Raw genomic sequence first — 20516 nt, 5'->3', positions numbered from 1 at the left:
ATGTTACGCTTTTGGTTCATATAGCCGCCAGAGGCTGTCTTTTTTGGCAGCCTTGTCCAAAGAAACCAAGTATTGTTCGTGCGCCTCGAGCTCTTCTGCACTCGACCAAATGACAGGTAACTCCATCGGATCCTGGCTTTGTTCAACCGCCTTGACCCCCCGGGGCTCGGGCGCATCAAACTGATCGATCATGAGGCTATCCTGGCCTCTGGTCATCGCCAGCCAAACCTCTCCGAGAAGGCGAGAGTCAAGCAAAGCACCGTGCAATGTTCGGTGCGCATTGGAAATACCGTATCGATCGCACAATGCATCGAGTGAATTGCGTTTGCCGGGATGCAACGTCTTTGCATGAACGAGAGAATCGGTCACGCCTTCGCAAAAAGTCGTGACAGGAGGCTTTCCGATACGGGCCAGCTCCGCATTCAGAAACTTCACATCGAACGGGGCGTTATGAATGATCAGTTCAGCACCGGCGATAAACTCCAGAAACTCGTCGGCAACATCTTCGAAGGCGGGCTTGTCTTCGAGAAAATCCAGCGTCAGGCCATGCACCCTCAAAGCCTCGGGATCGCTATCGCGATCGGGCTTTAAGTAGGTATGATAATCACGTCCGGTGATATTGCGGTTAACGATCTCGACCGCACCGATTTCAATCACGCGGTGTCCATAGGCCGGCTCGAGTCCGGTGGTTTCAGTATCTAAAATAATCCAGCGCATAGTCGTCATCATAAGGCATTGGATCGGGCTTCATCCACTCCTCGATTGGCCAGCAGATCCGCCCGCTCATTGCCCGGATCGCCATTGTGCCCTTTCACCCATCTCCATTCGATCTGATGGCGCTGGACCTGCTCATCCATCAATTGCCATAAATCGGCGTTTTTAACGGGTTTTTTATCGGAGGTTCGCCATCCACGCAGTTTCCATCCATGAATCCACTCAGTCATACCTTTCATGACATATTGCGAGTCCACGTGCAATACAACCTGACAAGAGCGCTTCAAGACGCGTAGGCCTTCTATAACCGCCATCATTTCCATTCGATTATTCGTGGTCAGGGGATCACCACCGTGCAAGGTTTTTTCAACCTGACCGAACTTCAATAGCACTCCCCAACCACCGGGGCCAGGATTACCCTTGCATGCACCGTCAGTCCAGATTTCCACTTTTTGATCTGTTTGCGTCATGTTGGTCAATTCATGCCTTCCCTGGAATCTTTCAAAACTTGAGTCGTTTGACTTGTCGCAACTCCGTGAGTTGTAGCGCGCGCTCTGGTTTTTTTTGCTGGCGACTTCCAGTCAGGCATCAACAAACGCAAGCCCGATACGCGTTTAATCGCAGAAACAACATACACTCCCCCGCAAACTGGCCACCATCGATCTCCGGCGTGCTCCATGAATGAAAACCGATCAATCCACTTTTTGGTTGCAAAAGCTGGAACATAGCACCCGAAGTGCCCTCGATCGATATCAAATGAAAGAAGTTTTAACCAATCTTTTAGTCTAGGCAGAGAAACTAGTTTTGCATGCTTTTCGGGTAACCAGGGCTTGGCAAATGGCAATCGATTTCTTAATCCCCAAAGACTCCAGGGATTAAATCCGGAAATCACGACACGCCCCTCTGGCACCAAAACCCTCTCCGCTTCCCTCAATACCTGATGGGGATTCATTGAAGATTCCAAACCATGCGGCAACAAAAGTAAATCAATACTCTGCGATGCAAATGGTAAAAGCTCAGACTCTGAAAGAACCAGAACACCCTCACCGCCAGGAGGAAATGATGTATTTTTAGATGAAAAAGCGTACAACTTGAATGAAATTCGATTATTTTCAAGAAAATCTTGCCCGCAAGCGCCTACTTGTAATGCGTTAAAACCAAAAACATCAGCTACAACGGCATCAAATTTAGATTTTTCCCACTCAAGCATGTATTTGCCGGAATCGCTTCGAAACCAGTCTGCAAGATTTACAATGGAAGGCTGTGCTTTAGACACTCTATACCTGAGAATAAAAAAATTGACCAAGTCATTTTTGCCCGAGGGACATTCGTTCGTTGCCCAAACATTAAATGGGATAACGGCCGTACGCGCATTCAACGACAACTATATTTGGCTGATCGCGAGCGAGAAGTCAGCGATTGTTGTCGACCCGGGCCAAGCAGAACCCGTGCTCGAAATCCTTTCGCGCCTCAAACTCGAATTAACTGCCATTCTACTCACCCATCACCATCAAGATCATGTCGGCGGGGTCAAAAAGCTTCTTGAAACGACTGGTGCAAAAGTATGGGGCCCCGCAACCGAAGACCTTCCTCATTGTGACAACCCTTTGGTTGAAGGCGATCGATTTGAAGATCGCAAGATCGGAATCGAGCTATCCGTTCTGGATGTTCCGGGCCACACCGCGGGGCATATTGCCTTTGCAGGCACGTTCAATGGCGAGCCGGTGCTGTTTTGCGGAGACACATTATTTGCCACCGGATGTGGCAGGTTGTTCGAAGGTACTGCGCAACAGATGGTGAGTTCCCTGGCCAAATTAGCTGCGCTGCCTACCAGTACAAAAGTCTATTGCGCACACGAATATACACTTTCCAATATGCGCTGGGCGCTTACGGTCGATCCCGAAAATCAGGATTTGCAAAGTTGGCATCAGATCGCAGTAAATCAGCGCAACCTCAATGAGCCAACCATTCCGAGCACGATCGGGCAAGAATTGGCTTGCAACCCTTTTATGCGTACTCAACAAAAAGCTGTCGTGAACGCGACCACTCAATGGGCAAACCGCAACCTGGATACACCGGTCGAGGTATTTGCCGCACTCAGAGAGTGGAAGAACCATTTCCGATAAAACCATGCGTCTGTTTCGTTTATCTCTCCTTCTTTGCCTGGCGATTCTGGCCGGTTGTGCCGGCACCTCGCGTCAGGATGGTCGCTATGTTGCCCAAGATACGTCGCGGACCATCGACCTGACCGTTGCGCCCACGGATGTCTGGGAAAGAATTCGTCGTGGCTACGCCATCCCTAATCTGGATACGCCTTTAGTCGATAAGTGGACTGCGTATTATGCGTCGCACCCCGAGGCGATGCAGCGGATGGCAACGCGCGCAGGTAAATATCTCTATTACATTGTCGATGAAATCAATCGACGCGGCCTGCCCACCGAACTTGCCCTGCTTCCATTTGTGGAAAGCGCCTATAACCCGATCGCATATTCTTCGGCCAGGGCTTCCGGCCTGTGGCAGTTCATTCCCAGCACGGGAACGCAATTCAAGTTAAAACAGGATTGGTGGCACGATCAGAGGCGAGACCCCATCGCATCGACGAACGCCGCACTGGATTATCTCGAGTATTTGTTCGAATTTCAGGGAGATTGGTATCTGGCGCTCGCCTCATATAACTGGGGAGAAGGATCGGTCAAGCGTGCAATCGCCCGCAACCTTGCTGCAGGCAAGCCTACTGATTACGTTTCCCTGAGCATGCCGGACGAAACCCGCAATTACGTTCCCAAGCTTCAGGCCATCAAGAACATCGTTGCCGATCCCGAAAAATACGCAGTACTGTTGCCGGTCGTTGACAATGAACCCTACTTTGTTTCGGTCAAAAAGTCTGTCGATATTGATTTTCATGTCGCCGCTGAACTGGCTGAAATGCCAATCGAAGACTTCAAGGCGCTGAACCCTTCTTTCAATCAGCCTATTATCTCGGCAATGGAAGATCATTCCGTCATCCTGCCACGCGATAAAGTCGACATCTTCAACACTAATCTGGCCGAATACAAAGGAGAGTTGTCGTCCTGGAAGATTTACGAAGCTTCGCAAGGTGAAACGTTTTCATCAATCGCGAGCAAGTTTGGCGTATCCGAAGCACGCCTTCGTGAAGCCAACCGGATTCCTTCGAACATGCGAAGCGCCAGCAATCAGTCATTAATGATTCCGGCACCTGCGGGTCAAGGGATTCAGTTGGCGCCTCCAACACCGACCAGTGCGCCAAAACTGGCGGGAAAGGTCGATCCGAACACTCGAGTTCGCACCCATGTTGTTCGAAAAGGCGAAACACTTCAAAGTATCGCACGGCAATACGGAACAACCCCCAGCACGATACGATCTCTGAACAACATGAAAAATGATACCGTCAGGTCTGGCATGAAGTTACGCATTCCCGGTACAGGCAACCGCAGTTGATTTTTTTTGATTATCGATTTTTTTTACTAGGATCCGAACATGGGCTTTCTAACTGGCAAACGCATACTGATTACAGGCGTGATTTCTAACCGATCCATCGCTTATGGCATTGCGCAAGCTTGCCACGAACAAGGCGCCGAGCTTGCCTTCACTTATGTAGGTGAGCGCTTTCAGGAGCGTGTTACCGAGTTTGCGGCTGAATTCGGCAGCAAAATCGTATTGCCTTGCGACGTCAGCTCGGATGCCGAAATCGAAGCAACATTCGCCGAACTTGCAAAACATTGGGACGGCCTGGATGGACTGGTTCATTCGATCGGTTTCGCGCCTCGGGAGGCGATTGCAGGGGATTTTCTCGAAGGCATTTCGCGCGAGGCATTCAGAATCGCGCACGACATATCGGCTTACAGCTTCCCTGCACTTGCCAAAGCCGCCAAGCCAATGATGAAGGGGCGAAATGGCGCACTGTTAACGCTTACCTATCTTGGTGCCGAAAAGGCCATGGCCAACTACAACACGATGGGTTTAGCTAAGGCCTCTCTCGAAGCAAGCGTACGCTACCTGGCATCCGGATTGGGGCCTGAGGGAATCCGAGCCAACGGCATTTCGGCCGGACCTATTAAAACCTTGGCCGCTAGCGGCATTAAGGACTTTTCTTCGATTCTGAAATTCGTCGAGTCGAATGCTCCTTTGCGTCGTAACGTCACAATCGAACAGGTTGGCAATGTTGCAGCCTTTCTGCTGTCGGATCTAGCATCGGGCGTGACGGGAGAAATCATTCACGTTGACTCGGGATTTTCGAATATTGTTGCCGGACTGATTGAGTAACTCCATTCACCCGTCCCAATCACATTGACACGAGATAAGGCATGACATTGTTTAAAAAATTCCGTACACAAGCCAAAATCGGTGCAATCTTTGCCTTGTCACTATTGGGCGGGGTAGTCACTGACACTGTTGCTCAGGAAGGCGCAGTTAAAAACTATCCAGACAAGCAAATCCGAATCATCGTTCCCTACTCCGCCGGCGGATCAACAGACGCTCTGGCTAGACTGGTTGCGGGAGAGCTTACTGGAGCCTGGAAGCAAACTGTCATTGTCGAAAACAAACCTGGAGCGGGTGGCATGATCGGTAACGACCTCGTCGCCAAGGCAGCGCCGGACGGATATACCGTACTACTCGGAATTACCGCGATCATCCAGGGCCCTCATCTGTTCGCCAAGATCCCTTACGACGTAGACAAAGATCTGACACCCGTGGCGCAAATCGGCCTCTCGTCCGACTTTCTTGTTGTTAAAGCAAGCTTTCCGGCCAATACTTTTGAAGAGTTCATCAAAGTAGTCAAAGCTAATCCCGGGAAGTTCAGTTACGGATCTTACGGTGCGGCTACGTCGTCCAACATTCACGGTGAAATGCTCAAAAAGCAGGCTGGACTGGAAATGACCCACATCCCATATAAAGGCGGCGCACCCCAATTGACTGACTTGCTTGGAGGTCAATTGGATGCGGCATTTGTTGACGTGGCTAATTTACGCGCCCAAATCAAGTCTGACAAAATAAAAATCTTGGCATCAACCGGTGAAAAACGCTCGGAAATCCTTCCTGATGTGCGCACATTCACTGAAATGGGCTACAAGGATTTCGAGCCATACGGCTTCTTTACATTCTTTTTGCCCAGTAAAACACCCAAGCCCATTGTGGATAAACTTTCAAACGAAATTCTGCGTTTGCTGAGAACGCCGGAAAATAAGGCAAAAATTGAAGGCATGGGTTTGCAGGCCACATTTACTGGTGCCGATGCTCTTGCCCCTCTGATGAAGCGTGACAGCGAAATCTGGGGCAAAGTCATCAAAGAGGGCAACATCAAAGTAGAGCAATAATTCACATTGACCGGCACCGTTGCATCAAGCCCCGACTCTATGTGTCGGGAGCGAGCTTTTCAATAATCGCGTTCTGATTCAAACCTCGAATCAGAACGCGTTTTTTTCGACCCGTGTGGCCCGACAGCAATTCAATCTGTTTTTTTGTCGTGCCCAATACATCGGCAAGCCATGCAATCAAAACTTCATTTGCCTTGTTTTCTACCGCGGGTGCATTCAGTGAAATTTTTAACCGCCCATCATGTTCGCCCACCACTCGCGTGACCTTCGCACCCGGTTGACAATGAAGCATCAGGGCAGCGCCGTCTTTATGCACACCCAACCAAGCAGTCACTTCAACCCCGCAATATGCATCAGTAAAGCGCCCAGCGATCCGGTCGTCAGAATGATGTAAACAGGGTTGATGCGAGTCAACAGAATAATCGTGAACGTGATCACAGCCAAAGATATCGAGACAGGACCGGCAATTGCAGACTTGGCTACCGCGAACACCCCCGAACACATTAATCCAATCGAAATCGGCTCCAGTGCATTTTGCACCGCCCGGCGCATGGGTCCCTCACCGATTCGAGTCCAGAGCCGTCCAACAAAAAGACAAAGAAGGCTAGATGGAATAAAAAAGGACAGCAATACAACCAGCGCACCAAGCAGTCCGGCAATCTGGAAACCGAACACTAGCACCATCATCATGTTTGGCCCCGGGGCAAGCTGGCCAATACTGTAAATGTGCACGAATGTTGTGTGATCAATACTGTAGCGCTGAGCCAAGACCGTTTGCATCTCTGGCAACACGGCAGTACCCCCGCCCACAGCCAACAAAGACAACATCGAAAAGACCAATGCCAAGTGGATCAGTGCACTCATTTTTCGTGCCTCGGCCAGTAAAGCAGCAGAGAAATCGGTGCCATGACGGCAAGCACCCAGATCAGCGACAGCTTGAATATGCTCATCAGCACAAAAGTTGCGACAATGATTAGTAAGGACTTCAAATGCCTGAAATGTTCTGAACCGATTTTGTAGGTAACGGCCGAAAGCAAACCCGTTGCTCCTGCGGCCACACCAGCCAGCAACAAATTCACGGCCGGATGATCTTCTCCTGCGCTGTAAGCCAAGCCGGCAATCAGTACAAACAGCCCCCCCGGCAAGATCAGGCCACAAATCGCCGCAATTGCGCCCCAAGCGCCTCGCAAACGATCTCCAGCCAGACAAGCGAGATTGACGGAGTTCAAGCCGGGCATGGTTTGACTGATGGCAAGTGTTGCCATGAATTCATCGGGGGTCAGCCACTTTCTTTTTTCAATCAATAGCATCCTTTCATAGGCAATAATTCCTCCTCCGAAACTGACCGCACCAATCAAAAGAAACTCGATAAAAATGGACCACAACGAAGTGGGCGATGCAGGATGCGGTGAAATCTCTTTCCTAGATGCAGTCGTTGCGACTGGAGCTGCACTCATTCTGGCTTCCCGTAAATCAACGCGGTTTTAGTCGTACCGCTGGCCAGCCAGTCCGGCAGGGCCAACTGCAAGCTCTTGAAAAATTTATCCGCTTTTTTATGCGCGGCAGTCTCGGCACGATTTTCATTGTTGACACGATATGAAAACGCAAGCTCTCCAATAATGGGATCGCCCACGCTGCGCATCCAGATTCCGATATCGCAATGCGCCTGAACAGTCTCACCGAAAACCAGATTGCCTAATGGCAGGCAGGCCTCCAGAATCTTGTTGGTGCGCCCTCCAACAATACGGATAGGTACATCATCTGCGATACCAAGCTTCTTCAAGTCCGGAAAAAATCCGATGACACTTTTCATGCTGCGATCAAAAACGCTATCAACCGGAACCGTGTCGAGAATCGCGTTATTGGAATAAATCATTCGAGCCGTACCCAAGCCATCGCCACGCAGAATTTCTTCTTTCAATCTCAGGCGAGCCTTTTGGGCAATCTGCGGCTTTGGATCATACGCAAGCGAGTCGATCAACGAGTGTGCTCGACATTTCATCGTCACTTCGCACCAGTCGTCCACCCAAACGTTTTGACGCGACTCGCGGACACGCAGAATCAGATTATTGCGCCTGAAGTGCTCACCCGGTGTGTCGTAAAAATAAACATTGCGCAAGCCGGTATTGGCATTGTCCAGATGAAAAAATTCAACACCGGATTTTTGGCAAAAAGCCACAAGCAAATTACTAAGTTGGGCGATCTTGCTTCTGCGGTCCAAGCCATTGGGATTGATCAGGAGCTTAAATTCCCGATTCGTGACACGCTTGTCGAGTTGATTCTTTTTCGACGGCTTGTCACTCTTTTTCTCCTTGTCAGTGACTTGCTTTGTTTCACCTTGGAATTCTTTTCCCTTTGTGTCGTTCTTCTTTTTAATTTTTTCTGATTTCAAGCAAGTCTCCCAAGTAATCCATCACTAAATCAAGTCGTTAAATACGGGGATACGAACCAAACATTTTGATTAAACGTCTGAGATCCCTGTAAACCTGTAACGAAGAAACGGCAATCAATGAAATCGAAATCGGCACTACGGATATATAACCGGATGTTTTGAAGCTGATCGCGCCAAACGCACCCCCGATCAAAAACATACTGAAAATCAACAAATGCGTTTTCAACTTTTGCTGATTGGCTTGCACAGGATGAACCTGATTGCCTTGCGCAGAGCGATTCCAATAAATAAGTCTACCTAGCTCGATTCCAATATCAGTGACGATTCCGGTCATATGCGTCGTTCGAATTTCGGCTTTTGAAATCTTGGTGATGATGGCGTTTTGCAAACCCATCATGAAACAAAGCATCAACGCAATTGTCGGAACTGTCAATGGAGTCAAGACGTTCAGATTGGCCCCAAGCACCCCGAAAATTAGTAACAAAAGCGCCTCGAGCAGGAGTGGCAGGGCGTATTCGCTGTAGATTTTGTGTCTGCGCCCCCAACTCACCATAATCGTGCTTATCATGGAGCCAATAACAAACGAAAAAAGCATGGAGAACGCTCCAAGCACAGGAATCACATCCTGAAGCGCCACGTTATCTCCAATGCTCGAGATGATCCCTGTCATATGGGACGTGTATTGCGAGATCGCGAGAAAACCACCCGCATTAATCGTGCCGGCAACAAAAGCCAAATACGCACCCAACTGACGGTTGGTTTTTTGACTTCTATGCGGACTGGTAAGACGACTAATTGTCTGTAGCGGCATTAAATTGCGGGTCGAGTATTTAAGAGGTAGTTGATCTGGATTAACAATTCAGTTGATTATAGGGATATTTCACCCGAATCCGCCCCCAAATCAACTCGAAATTTAAGTTAGACTTGGGGTTGTACCTTTTTACCTTATTCGCGGGAGATCTCTAGGATGATTATTTCAAGAAATGCATGGATCGTTGTTGCCGATGGCAGCCGTGCAAGTGTGTACGAAAACGTAGGTGAAATCGGTGAGATCAGCCTGAAGCTTTTGAAGGCAGTGGATCAAAAACACGAACCTGGCTCACACGCGGGCGAGGGCCAGCATAAATCGTCCACTCAAGAGTACAGAGACCCTCACGCAGCTGCAAAGCATAATTTCCTGCACGCTCTGGTCGAAAGTCTTGCACACGATGCGCAAGCGAGCAAATTCTCTGAATTGGTTCTGATTGCCTCACCTGCCGCACTGGGTGATATGCGTCAAAAGATGCCTGCCGCACTCGAAAAGAAAATCGTCAAGCAGATCAGTAAAGACTACTCGCACATGGCACCGAATGAATTAAGCAAGACGTTGATGCACTCCACCGACTAAATGCTCCACAAGGCTCGCGCGCCTGTCGCGCGAGTTGCCTCTAACGGCGATGGTTGATCCATGCGGTTGCCATGCCGAGCAATAACCCCCAGAAAGCACTCCCTATACCAAGCATCGTCACCCCTGATGCTGTAACAAGAAAAGTGACCAATGCCGCCTCGCGCTCTTTTTCATCCGAAAGCGCGGCAGCCAAACCGTTGCCTATCGTGCCCAACAAAGCTAAACCTGCAATCGCAACAATCAGTGCGCGAGGAAACGCAGCGAAAAGACTCACGACTGTTGCCCCTAAAATCCCTGTTGCCAAATAAAACAATCCAGCCCAAACAGCAGCCATGTAACGTTTTTTAGGATCCGGATCGGCATCCTTGCTCATGCATAACGCGGCTGTGATAGCAGCGAGATTGAAGGAAAACCCGCCAAAAGGGGCAAGCAATAAACCAGTCAAACCAGTCCATCCGATCAATGGTGATGCTGGTGTGGTGTAACCGTTGGCCCGCAACACTGCGAGGCCCGGAACGTTCTGGGAAGCCATCGTCACGATAAAAAGCGGCAAACCAACCCCAAGCAAAGACGTCCAGTCGAAAACCGGGGTAATCCACATCGGCTGCGCAATGCTGACACTGACTGAGTCCAGGAGAATTAATCCTTGCGAAGCAGCCACGAGCATGCCAATGAAAAAAGTAATCGGCACTGCATAAATCGGAAACAATCGACGTCCGATCAAATAACATCCGAGCATCACGCCAACAAGCAACCATTGGGTGGGGAAAACAACGAAGACATCCATTCCGAAGCGCAAAAGCACCCCTGCAAGCATTGCCGCGGCAAGCGTCTTAGGAACATGCTTCATGATTCGATCAAACCATCCAGAAAACCCGACAATCGTGATCAAAAGGGAGTTGAACAGGAACACCCCAATGGCCTGCGACATGGATAAACCGGCGAGTCCGGTAATCAGGAGTGCGGCCCCGGGCGTAGACCAGGCGGTCAGGATCGGCGTTCGAAAATAAAGAGACAATCCGATGCATGTAAGCGCCATACCCAAACCTAATGCGCACATCCAGGATGTGAGTTCCGCAGGGCTAGCTCCGGCAGCGCCGGCTGCCTGAAACACAATCGCGGCGGAACTTGTGTATCCGACAAGCACTGCGATAAAACCTGCGGATACATGTGATATTTTGAACATCACCGACGGCCGCCCATCACCTCTTCGTTGCGATCGGGGTCCGGGGCCGCGCCAAAACGGGTCATTTGCTTGCCATCCTTACCCATGTATATGTACATCATGAGCGGATCACTGCCACGCATATAGCGATAACCCCAAACCCACTGCCTGGCATGCCCGATACCATCTTCAGTCATATTGGCTGGCGGTCCGAATTCGCAACGGATTGCCTCCGGAGTCCATTTCTGGCCATTACCGAGGATGGCGAATTGACCATCGTTCAATATCTGACGGGGTGCGCTTACTTTATTGTCGGTTCCGACAATCAAAGCGTATGCAGTTTCACCTTCTGGCTGCTGGGTCCAGACCATCCGACGCGAACCATCAGGCTGGGAACACGTGATAGACGGACGGCCAAATTTCTGAACGACATCGTCAATCGGCGTACCGGACTGTACACTCGAAACCGATGCACAACCCGAAATCAAAAACAGAACTGCGGTGGCACAACCGAATGCCACGCGCGATGATTGGGGGGCTCTTTTTGACGACATGACTGTCTCGCTTGTTTGATGGGTGAAGGTGAATTTGCCCATCATAGCGTTACCCGCCCTCATTGAACAAGCAATCCGCCCTCGGCCTCCATATCTACGCCCTCGATGCATGCCCGTCCGACAAGTATTTTGAGATACTGCTGGGTCGCACGATCAAGGCTTGCGGCATACAAAGCTTGCGCAATTTGTGGATGCACATGTTCGAACGGCAGCAATTTACCGTCAACGCACTGATCGATACGAATGATATGAAATCCGTACCTTGTCTGCACCAAATGATCTATCAAACCCGGTTGTTTTTCGGAAAAAATAGCTCGATCGAATTCGGCTACGCTGTCGCCGCGGGAAAGTTGTCCAAGACTACCACCAAGTGCGGACGAGGGGCAGTTGGAAAATTCTTTGGCGTATTCAGCAAAACGCTCAGGGTTTGATTTCACAAGCGCTAAAACCTCGTTAGCTTTGTCCCTCAACTTATCCAGATTGACGTCCGGGGTCACCTGAAACAAGATATGACTTGCGCTCACCAGTGCGCCGACTACAAACCGTTCTGGGTGGGATTGATAATGACGAAAACAATCTTCCTCTGAAGCGGAGGGACAACGCACCTGCTGTTCAAGCAACGCTGAGGCTGCCGCATCGGGATGCGAAATATCGAAACCGCATTTCTTCGCCTCGTCCAGAACAACCTGCTGAATCACCAGGGCGCGCAGTGCCTCGTCCATCGGACGGGCCGCGCGTTCGTGATGGCGAATCTCCTCATCGATCTGGGCATCGGTAATTTCAACTCCATTGACGTGTACGCTCATGGCAATTCCTTATCAACTCAACGACGACGAACCAGCTGCCACGGACGAACCAGATACGTCACCGAACCGAAACCGCTCCAGACATGAACCAAGCGTGTAAACGGAAAAATCACGAATAGTGTCATCCCCATGAACATATGCAACTTGAACAACATGGGTGCTTCAAGCATGAATGTCGACGCATCGCCCTGAAAGGTCAACAAATGCTGGGCCCACATCATCAGCGTCACCATTACGGAACCATCGCTATGCTTGACCGACTGGGTAATGGTTGCCAATCCGAGCAACAATGCACCCAGAATCCACAGCAGCAGAATCTTGTCACCAACGGTTGTAACCGCCGAAATACGGGCATTGGTAAAACGACGATAAATCAACAACGACAGCCCTGCGAGGCAAATCGCTCCCATGATGCCACCGGCCACGACAGCAACCATCTGCTTGGTTTCATGAGAAATACCGAGCACATGCCAAACCCACAACGGGGTCAAAAGACCGAACAAGTGGCCGAAAAAAAGGCCAAGTATGCCGATATGAAAAAGGATATTGCCCAGTCGCAATTGACCGCGGTAAAGCAACTGGGAAGAGTCGCTTTTCCATGTGTATTGCTCTCTTTCGAACCTGACCAGACTACCGAGCAGAAAAATCGAAAGTGCAATGTAAGGATAAATTCCAAAAACGAAATGATTCAGATAACTCATGATTTGCTCCTGATCTGCATCAACTATGCTTCAAAGACTGACCGTTACCACCTGGCATGGCGGGGCGCCGCGGATAGAAGTGAATGGCTTGAGTGGCGGATGGCTTCAGCAAAGGTTCTACCCCATCCTCGCCGGGGCCAAAGGTTTCAAGCGCTTCATCCATATCGCGAACGGGTGGCTCTTCAAATGGCAAAGGCTTGACATCGCAGCGGGCAACGATCGAATCGAACACAACGGCATACGGACTGCCATTGGCATGAAGTTTTTCACCGATCATGGCCAGCACGTGAATCGCATCTCCCAACAATTGTTTGGATTTCTCTTGCGGGATGTGTGCCAAAAATTCAAGGAACAGGGGCACGTAATCCGGCAATTCGTCAGGCACCATCAAAAATCCATTGTTGCGATATTCGGTCAGCAGGTCGACCATCGCCTGCCCCCGGTCGCGGCTTTCGCCATGGATATGCTCGAAAAGGTGCAGGCTATGCTTCTGATTACGATCGAAAGTCGCGACGTAGTTCTCTTGCAGCGCAATCAGTGGATTACTTTCGAGATACTGCAATAGGGAATCAAGTTCTAAAGACAATTGCTTGTCTCGCTGAACAATCGATCTGATTTCAGGTAGTGAATCCAGCATGGGCTGTTCGGGATAACACAGCAGTGCAGAAAGTATTTTGAATGTTTGCATCATTTATCTCCGGAGCCGGCCGAATCACGGCCGACGCATAGGTTCAAATTGTTTCGGTTCGCGCCTTACGCGATTTAGGCATGTCGATGAAAATCTCACTGCCCTGCTTTTTCTTGCCGAACAACGTTCCTTCGGAAGATCCACCGGAACAACCGTTTCCAAACGTGAATCCGCAACTACCTTTATCGTTAAAGCTGTCTTCGACCAACTCTTTATGACTGGTAGGCACAACAAAACGGTCTTCGTAATTCGCGATGGCCATGATCTGATACATATCCTCAACCTCTGCCGGAGTCAGTCCGACTTGTCCAAGAACAGCCAGATCCTTTTCGTCATGCACCGATTCCGAACGCTTGTACGCACGCATCGCGAGCATCCGTTCTAATGCGTGGACAATCGGAGCCTCTTTGCCGGCGGTCAAAAGATTGGCCAGATACCGGACCGGAATGCGCAGACTTTTCACGTCAGGGATAATGCCATTCATTCCCATATGCCCTGCCTCTGCGGCTGACTGGATGGGCGAAAGCGGTGGTATGTACCAAACCATCGGCAACGTTCTGTACTCGGGATGCAATGGGAAGGCCACCTTCCACTCGCAAGCCATCTTATATACAGGCGACTTACGAGCGGCCTCCAACCAGCTTTCCGGAATGCCTTGTTTGCGGGCTTGGGCGATGACCTCTTCCGAATTCGGATCGAGAAACACATCAAGCTGGCTTTGATACAGATCCTGTTCATTACTCACCGATGCGGCGCCCTCTATCTTGTCAGCGTCGTAAAGCATGACGCCAAGATAGCGAATACGGCCAACGCATGTTTCCGAACATACTGTCGGCTGACCTGCTTCGATGCGCGGAAAACAGAACGTGCACTTCTCCGCCTTTCCGCTTTGCCAGTTGTAATAAATCTTCTTGTAGGGACAACCGGAAATACACATGCGCCAACCGCGGCACTTGTCCTGATCAACCAGCACAATACCGTCATCTTCCCGTTTATATATCGAGCCGGAAGGGCAACTCGCCACGCAAGTCGGGTTCAGGCAATGTTCGCAAAGCCTGGGCAGATACATCATGAACGTGTTTTCGAAGGTGGAATACATCTCCTTCTGAACGCCTTCAAACAATGCATCCTTGCTGCGCGCATGGAATTCGCCACCCAGATCATCTTCCCAGTTAGGACCCCACTCGATCTTCTCCATCTTTTTACCGGTAATCACCGATACCGGACGAGCTGTCGGGGGCGTCTTACTCAAAGGTGCCTGTTGCAAATGCTCGTAGTCATATGTGAAAGGCTCGTAATAATCATCAATGGCAGGAAGATTAGGGTTGGCAAAAATATTCGCCAAGATCCTTAATTTACTGCCCTGTCTGGGTTCAAGCTTGCCTGCGGAGTTACGTTGCCAGCCACCAAGCCACTTCTTCTGGTTTTCCCACTCCTTGGGATATCCAATTCCTGGTTTGGTCTCGACGTTGTTAAACCAGGCGTATTCAACACCATCCCGACTCGTCCAAACATTTTTACAGGTAACCGAACACGTATGGCAACCGATACATTTGTCCAGATTCAGCACCATCCCTACTTGTGCACGAATTTTCATTTTGCGACCTCTTCTTCCAGCTTGCCTTCGAGCCAATCGACCTTGTTCATCTTGCGCAGAATCACGAATTCATCACGATTGCTTCCGACTGTTCCGTAATAATTGAATCCCCACGCCTGTTGCGCATATCCACCGATCATGTGCGTTGGCTTGAGAACCGTGCGCGTCACGGAGTTGTGAATTCCTCCCCGGAATCCGCTCATCTCCGACCCCGGTGTATTCACGATCTTTTCCTGAGCGTGATACATCAAGCACATTCCATCCGGAATGCGCTGACTGACGACAACACGCGCCGTCAGCGTTCCATTGACGTTAAACACTTCTACCCAGTCGTTATCGACCAGACCGGCCTTTTTGGCTTCATCCTCTGAAATCCAGACATGAGGCCCACCGCGACTGAGTGTCAGCATGCGCAGATTGTCGGAATAGGTCGAGTGAATCCCCCATTTCTGGTGTGGCGTCAACCAGTTCAGAACGATTTCCTTGTTGCCGTTTGGCTTGACGCCCAACATCGGTTTAATCGTCTTGGTATCAATGGCGGGCTTGTACACGCAAGAGCCTTCACCAAAATCGAGCATCCAGCGATGATCCTGGTAAAACTGCTGGCGGCCGGTCAACGTTCTCCACGGGATCAACTCGTGAACGTTGGTATAGCCGGCGTTGTAGCTGACCTCTTCGCTTTCCAGACCCGACCAGGTGGGGGCGGAAATGATCTTGCGCGGTTGGGCCTGAACATCACGAAAACGAATCTTGTCGTGCTCACGCCCGACAGCCAGATGGGTATGATCGCGACCGGTAATTTTCGATAGTGCCCCCCATGCCTTCACGGAAACATGGCCATTCGTTTCCGGAGCAAAAGTCAGAATCATCTCTGCAGCATCGATAGCGGTATCCAGACGCGGGCGGCCTTTACTGACACCTTCCTGAGTCACTGTTTTACTCAGTTCGCCCAGCTCATGAACCTCGTGTTTGGTATCCCAGTTGATACCCTTGCCGCCGTTACCCAGCTTATCGAGCAAGGGACCGACAGAAGTGAACTTGCGATAGATGTCGTTGTAATTACGCTCAACGACTGTCATGTTCGGAGCTGTTTTACCGGGGATAAGATCGCATTCACCATGTTTCCAGTCTTTTGGTTCCAGCGCCTGTCCAAGTTCTCCCGGAGTATCGTGCAACAGGGGTGTGAGAACGATATCCTTTCTCGTTCCGAGATAGGGTCCGCCGATTTCGCTGAATTTCTTCGCAATCAACTTGTAGATTTCCCAGTCGGTCTTGCTTTCCCACAAAGGCTGAACCGCTTCACTCAAAGGATGAATGAAAGGGTGCATATCGGACGTGTTCAGATCGTCCTTCTCGTACCAGGTTGCGGTAGGCAACACGATATCGCCATACAGACAAGTCGTGCTCATTCTGAAATCCAGCACTGTGACCAGATCCAGCTTGCCCTCTGCTGCCTCTTCACGGAATTTCACTTCGCTCGGACGAATCGCATCGGACTCATCGCCGAACATCGCATTCTGCGTGCCGAGGAAATATTTCAGGAAGTATTCATGTCCTTTGCCGCTCGAGCCAAGAATATTCGAGCGCCAGACGAACATATTTCTCGGGAAGTTCGCTGGATTATCGGGATCATCGCAACTCATATTGAGGCTGCCATTTTTGAGCATCTCTGCCGCGTAAGCGACAGGATCCTTGCCTGCGGCAGCTGCGGCATCCGTCACATCCAGAGGATTGGTTTGCAGCTGCGGTGCGGACGGCAACCACCCCATCCGTTCGGATTTCGCGTTCAAATCGAGCATGCTCAGGTTCGCGTATTTACCGGCATCGGCGGTTGGTGCGAGAATTTCATCAATATGCAGTTTTTCATGACGCCATTGGCTGGTGTGCGCATAAAAGAAACTTGTGCCATTCATCTGGCGTGGTGGACGCGACCAATCCAAGCCGAAAGCAAGTGGCGCCCAGCCGAACTGGGGACGCAACTTCTCCTGGCCGACATAATGCGCCCAACCGCCTCCGCTTTGTCCCACGCAACCACACATCATCAGAAGATTGATGATGCCGCGATAAGTCATATCCATGTGATACCAGTGATTCAACGCGGCACCGACGATGATCATGGACTTACCGTGCGTATCATGCGCATTTTGTGCAAATTCACGTGCGACCTGAATCACCAGTTTGCGTGGAACAGTAGTATGCTTTTCCTGCCATGCGGGAGTGTAAGGAATATCGTCATCAAAGCTTGATGCCACGTTTGCGCCACCCAGGCCGCGATCCACACCGTAATTGGCCATCTGCAAGTCATAGACGGTAGTGACGAGCGCAGTCGATCCATCAGCCAGCGTCACACGCTTGGCCGGTACATTGCGCAAAAGTAACTCGTCGTGCTCTCCGCCAAAATATGGAAAACTCACCCCGACAACTTCATGAGCCTGATCCACCATGCTCAAGACTGGATCCACTTCTCGACCCGATGCCGCATCTTTCTTTTCAAGATTCCAGCGGCCGACTTGTTTTCCATCATTGACTGCACCTTCGCCCCAGCGCAATCCGATCGTACCGTTCGGAACTACCAGATCGCCGGAATTACGATCGATCAACAATGTTTTCCAATCGGGATTATTGGCTTCACCATGATTGTTGGCCAGATGAGAAGCGCGCAGAAAATGATCCGGTACGAGACTGCCATTGTGCTCGCGCAACTTAACCAACATCGGCATATCGGTGTACTGTTTGGCGTAATCGCGGAAATAAGCAGACTTGCCGCTCAAATGGAACTCTTTCAGGATCACGTGCCCCATTGCCATTGCCAGGGCTGCATCGGTGCCTTGTTTGGGTGCTAGCCAAATATCGCCAAACTTCACCATTTCGCCAAAGTCGCTTGAGACAGCAACTGTCTTGGTGCCCTTGTAACGCACCTCTGTATAAAAATGAGCATCAGGCGTACGTGTCTGGGGAACATTCGAACCCCAGACCATCAGATATGTCGAGTTGTACCAATCGGCCGACTCCGGAACGTCCGTCTGCTCACCCCAGATTTGTGGACTGGCGGGCGGCAAGTCGCAATACCAATCATAGAAGCTCAGGCAGGCGCCACCAAGCAGGCTTAAGTAACGCGCACCGGCGGCGTAGGACACCATCGACATCGCAGGGATGGGCGAAAAGCCTATGATCCGGTCAGGCCCGAATTTCTTGATCGTCATGGCATTGGCTGCGGCGATGATCTCGGTCACAGTATCCCAGTCCGCACGGACAAAGCCACCGAGACCGCGAACGCTCTTGTAACGTTTGGCTCGTTCCGGATTCTGACTGATGTACTCCCAGGCCGCGATCGGATCCATCGTCTTGCGGGCATCGCGCCACATTTCCATCAAGCGACCCCGCACCATCGGATGCTTGACTCGCTGAGCCGAATATACGTACCAACTGTAGGAAGCACCTCGGGGGCAACCGCGCGGCTCATGATTGGGCAAGTCCGGACGAGTGCGCGGGTAGTCGGTTTGCTGGGTTTCCCAAGTGATCAGCCCGCTTTTGACATACACCTTCCAGGAGCACGAACCGGTGCAGTTCACTCCATGGGTCGAGCGCACGATCTTGTCATGCTGCCAGCGCTGACGATACGCATCTTCCCACTTTCGATCCTCTTCGACCACCACACCATGACCATCGGAAAACTCTTCCTTGGCCTTAGAAAAAAACCGTAACCGATCTAAAAAATGACTCATATTTCTCTCCAAACTCGTCGCGCGCTGCGACCTTTAATCTTTCAACTCTTGAATCAACAAGGCATCGTTGAATTACGGCGGGCATAGAACCACCACGTCACCAAAACGCAGGTCGCATAAAAAATAATGAAACACCAAAGTGCGGCATGTGGTGATCCGGTCAGATCAATTGCTGTTCCGAAACTCTTGGGAATAAAGAACCCGCCATAAGCACCAACCGCACCGGAGAATCCAAGCACAGCGGCGGCTTCCTTTCCGCCATCAAGCGTTGCCTGACGCTGGGATGCCTCATCCTTATTAGCCGCCTGTTGACGCTCGCAAAGGAAAATCACGGGAATCATTCTGAACGTCGAGCCATTACCGATTCCGGTCAAGGCAAACAACAAAATAAACATTCCCAAAAATCCTTCGAAATTGCCTGTAGCTCCCGCTGCGGGAAGAAAATACAAAACCCCCAGGACAGCGAGAATCATGCCGACGAAAGTCCAGAGCGTCACTACCGCGCCACCAACCTTGTCAGATATCCAGCCGCCGATTGGGCGAACCATCGCACCAACCAAGGGACCCAGAAATGCATATTTGGTCGGATTCACGTTGGGAAATTGAGACTGGGTCAACAGTGCAAGACCGGCCGAGAAACCTATGAAAGAACCGAACGTGCCAAGATACAACCAACACATCAGCCAGTTGTGACGGCGCTTGAAAATAACCGCCTGATCGGCAAATGAAGCCTTTGCATCAGCGATGTCATTCATGCCAAACCAGGCGAGCAATGTAGACAAAACGATAAAAGGTACCCAGACAAATCCGGCGTTTTGCAACCAGATCGTTTTTTGCACGCCATCGGCAGCTGCGTAATTGTGACCATCCCCGCCAATCGTGCCGAACACGGCCAGAGAAATCACCATGGGAACCACGAACTGGACAACAGATACGCCAAGATTGCCGATGCCGGCGTTCATTCCCGTTGCCAGCCCCTTCTTGGACTTGGGAAAGAAAAAGCTGATATTGGACATGGAGGAACTAAAGTTGCCTCCACCAAATCCGCAAAGTAAAGCCAACACCAGCAACGTCGGATAGCTTGTTGTCGGATCGCGCAACGCAAACCCCATTCCCAATGCCGGGATCAGCAAACTAGCCGTGGATATTGCCGTCCATCTGCGACCACCGAAAATCGGCACGAGAAACGAATAGAAAATCCTGAGCGTTGCACCCGAAAGCGCAGGCAAGGCGGTCAGCCAGAACATCTGGTTTTTACTGAAATTGAAGCCGGCTTTGCCAAGATTGACAACGACCACCGACCACAACATCCAGATAATGAAAGCCAGCATTAGAGCGAAAATCGATATCCAGAGATTGCGATTGGCGATACGACTGCCCTGCTTCTGCCAGAACTCGCTCTTTTCGGGCTCCCAATGATTTAGAACATACCCTGAAGACATCATCTACTC

21 protein-coding genes are annotated in these 20516 nt (G+C 50.6%); 5 read left to right on the top strand and 16 right to left on the bottom strand.

Going from position 1 to position 20516, the window contains the following annotated elements; all coding sequences use genetic code 11:
• Nucleotides 1-3 precede the first annotated feature (3 nt).
• The 3 genes from dnaQ to G3I67_RS14395 are packed head-to-tail and all read right to left on the bottom strand — an operon-like array spanning nt 4 to nt 1990.
• Nucleotides 4-717: a DNA polymerase III subunit epsilon gene (gene dnaQ, locus G3I67_RS14405; RefSeq protein WP_163656238.1), complete on the bottom strand. Its 714-nt coding sequence runs from the start codon at nt 715-717 to the stop codon at nt 4-6.
• Between the two features lie 8 nt (nt 718-725).
• The gene (gene rnhA, locus G3I67_RS14400) at nt 726-1184 is read right to left on the bottom strand and encodes a ribonuclease HI (protein ID WP_163656237.1); all 459 of its coding nucleotides are present in this window, start codon (nt 1182-1184) and stop codon (nt 726-728) included.
• A 5-nt stretch (nt 1185-1189) separates the two neighbouring features.
• Nucleotides 1190-1990, bottom strand: coding sequence for a class I SAM-dependent methyltransferase (locus G3I67_RS14395; RefSeq protein WP_311197136.1), 801 nt, complete (start codon nt 1988-1990; stop codon nt 1190-1192).
• 37 nt (nt 1991-2027) lie between these two features.
• Between G3I67_RS14395 and gloB the strand changes: the two genes are divergently transcribed.
• From gloB to G3I67_RS14375, 4 genes are read left to right on the top strand one after another with little or no spacing between them, the layout of a single operon-like run.
• Complete coding sequence (gloB, locus tag G3I67_RS14390) at nt 2028-2840, top strand: hydroxyacylglutathione hydrolase (RefSeq protein ID WP_235931958.1); 813 nt, start codon at nt 2028-2030, stop codon at nt 2838-2840.
• Nucleotides 2841-2844: 4 nt separating this feature from the next.
• Nucleotides 2845-4173 (top strand): transglycosylase SLT domain-containing protein, encoded by a 1329-nt coding sequence (locus G3I67_RS14385; protein WP_163656235.1) that lies wholly within the window; start codon nt 2845-2847, stop codon nt 4171-4173.
• A 39-nt stretch (nt 4174-4212) separates the two neighbouring features.
• Nucleotides 4213-4998 carry an enoyl-ACP reductase FabI gene (gene fabI, locus G3I67_RS14380; protein ID WP_163656234.1) on the top strand — a complete coding sequence of 262 codons (786 nt, stop codon included), beginning with the start codon at nt 4213-4215 and terminating at the stop codon, nt 4996-4998.
• Nucleotides 4999-5039: 41 nt separating this feature from the next.
• Nucleotides 5040-6050, top strand: coding sequence for a Bug family tripartite tricarboxylate transporter substrate binding protein (locus G3I67_RS14375; protein ID WP_163656233.1), 1011 nt, complete (start codon nt 5040-5042; stop codon nt 6048-6050).
• A 37-nt stretch (nt 6051-6087) separates the two neighbouring features.
• Here G3I67_RS14375 and G3I67_RS14370 read toward each other — a convergent pair whose 3' ends face one another.
• From G3I67_RS14370 to G3I67_RS14350, 5 genes are read right to left on the bottom strand one after another with little or no spacing between them, the layout of a single operon-like run.
• Entirely contained in the window at nt 6088-6384 is a 297-nt protein-coding gene (locus G3I67_RS14370; protein WP_203583683.1) for a DUF167 domain-containing protein, read from the bottom strand.
• Complete coding sequence (locus G3I67_RS14365; RefSeq protein ID WP_163656232.1) at nt 6381-6914, bottom strand: chromate transporter; 534 nt, start codon at nt 6912-6914, stop codon at nt 6381-6383. Before G3I67_RS14365 ends, G3I67_RS14370 begins: the two co-directional genes overlap by 4 nt.
• Nucleotides 6911-7507 (bottom strand): chromate transporter, encoded by a 597-nt coding sequence (locus G3I67_RS14360; protein WP_163656231.1) that lies wholly within the window; start codon nt 7505-7507, stop codon nt 6911-6913. Before G3I67_RS14360 ends, G3I67_RS14365 begins: the two co-directional genes overlap by 4 nt.
• Nucleotides 7504-8442 carry a CYTH domain-containing protein gene (locus tag G3I67_RS14355; protein ID WP_163656230.1) on the bottom strand — a complete coding sequence of 313 codons (939 nt, stop codon included), beginning with the start codon at nt 8440-8442 and terminating at the stop codon, nt 7504-7506. Before G3I67_RS14355 ends, G3I67_RS14360 begins: the two co-directional genes overlap by 4 nt.
• Nucleotides 8443-8479: 37 nt before the next feature.
• The gene (locus tag G3I67_RS14350; RefSeq protein WP_163656229.1) at nt 8480-9253 is read right to left on the bottom strand and encodes a YoaK family protein; all 774 of its coding nucleotides are present in this window, start codon (nt 9251-9253) and stop codon (nt 8480-8482) included.
• Between the two features lie 156 nt (nt 9254-9409).
• On the opposite strand from G3I67_RS14350, the gene G3I67_RS14345 reads away from it, so the two are divergent.
• The gene (locus G3I67_RS14345) at nt 9410-9829 is read left to right on the top strand and encodes a host attachment protein (RefSeq protein ID WP_163656228.1); all 420 of its coding nucleotides are present in this window, start codon (nt 9410-9412) and stop codon (nt 9827-9829) included.
• 40 nt (nt 9830-9869) lie between these two features.
• Here the strand turns inward: G3I67_RS14345 and G3I67_RS14340 are convergent, their stop codons facing one another.
• Genes G3I67_RS14340 through G3I67_RS14305 form a run of 8 tightly spaced genes read right to left on the bottom strand, consistent with a single transcriptional unit; the run spans nt 9870 to nt 20510 of the window.
• Nucleotides 9870-11015 carry a benzoate/H(+) symporter BenE family transporter gene (locus G3I67_RS14340; RefSeq protein WP_163656227.1) on the bottom strand — a complete coding sequence of 382 codons (1146 nt, stop codon included), beginning with the start codon at nt 11013-11015 and terminating at the stop codon, nt 9870-9872.
• Nucleotides 11015-11548, bottom strand: a complete 534-nt coding sequence (locus G3I67_RS14335; RefSeq protein WP_163656226.1) for a hypothetical protein — start codon at nt 11546-11548, stop codon at nt 11015-11017. Before G3I67_RS14335 ends, G3I67_RS14340 begins: the two co-directional genes overlap by 1 nt.
• 59 nt (nt 11549-11607) lie before the next feature.
• Nucleotides 11608-12354 carry a peptidylprolyl isomerase gene (locus tag G3I67_RS14330; protein WP_163656225.1) on the bottom strand — a complete coding sequence of 249 codons (747 nt, stop codon included), beginning with the start codon at nt 12352-12354 and terminating at the stop codon, nt 11608-11610.
• A gap of 17 nt (nt 12355-12371) precedes the next feature.
• Complete coding sequence (narI, locus tag G3I67_RS14325; protein WP_163656224.1) at nt 12372-13055, bottom strand: respiratory nitrate reductase subunit gamma; 684 nt, start codon at nt 13053-13055, stop codon at nt 12372-12374.
• Between the two features lie 19 nt (nt 13056-13074).
• On the bottom strand, nt 13075-13743 hold the full coding sequence (gene narJ, locus G3I67_RS14320; RefSeq protein ID WP_163656251.1) for a nitrate reductase molybdenum cofactor assembly chaperone: 669 nt from the start codon (nt 13741-13743) through the stop codon (nt 13075-13077).
• A 43-nt stretch (nt 13744-13786) separates the two neighbouring features.
• Complete coding sequence (gene narH / locus G3I67_RS14315) at nt 13787-15340, bottom strand: nitrate reductase subunit beta (protein WP_163656223.1); 1554 nt, start codon at nt 15338-15340, stop codon at nt 13787-13789.
• Entirely contained in the window at nt 15337-19065 is a 3729-nt protein-coding gene (locus tag G3I67_RS14310; RefSeq protein ID WP_163656222.1) for a nitrate reductase subunit alpha, read from the bottom strand. Before G3I67_RS14310 ends, narH begins: the two co-directional genes overlap by 4 nt.
• Nucleotides 19066-19118: 53 nt before the next feature.
• Nucleotides 19119-20510, bottom strand: coding sequence for a NarK family nitrate/nitrite MFS transporter (locus G3I67_RS14305; protein WP_375539328.1), 1392 nt, complete (start codon nt 20508-20510; stop codon nt 19119-19121).
• Between the last annotated feature and the right edge of the window lie 6 nt (nt 20511-20516).

The organism is Sheuella amnicola (genome assembly GCF_010499255.1).
GTDB classification, from domain to species: Bacteria; Pseudomonadota; Gammaproteobacteria; order Burkholderiales; family Burkholderiaceae_B; genus Zwartia; species Zwartia amnicola.
Note: the sequence above shows the minus strand (reverse complement) of the source record. Positions and strands in the feature narration are given on the sequence as shown.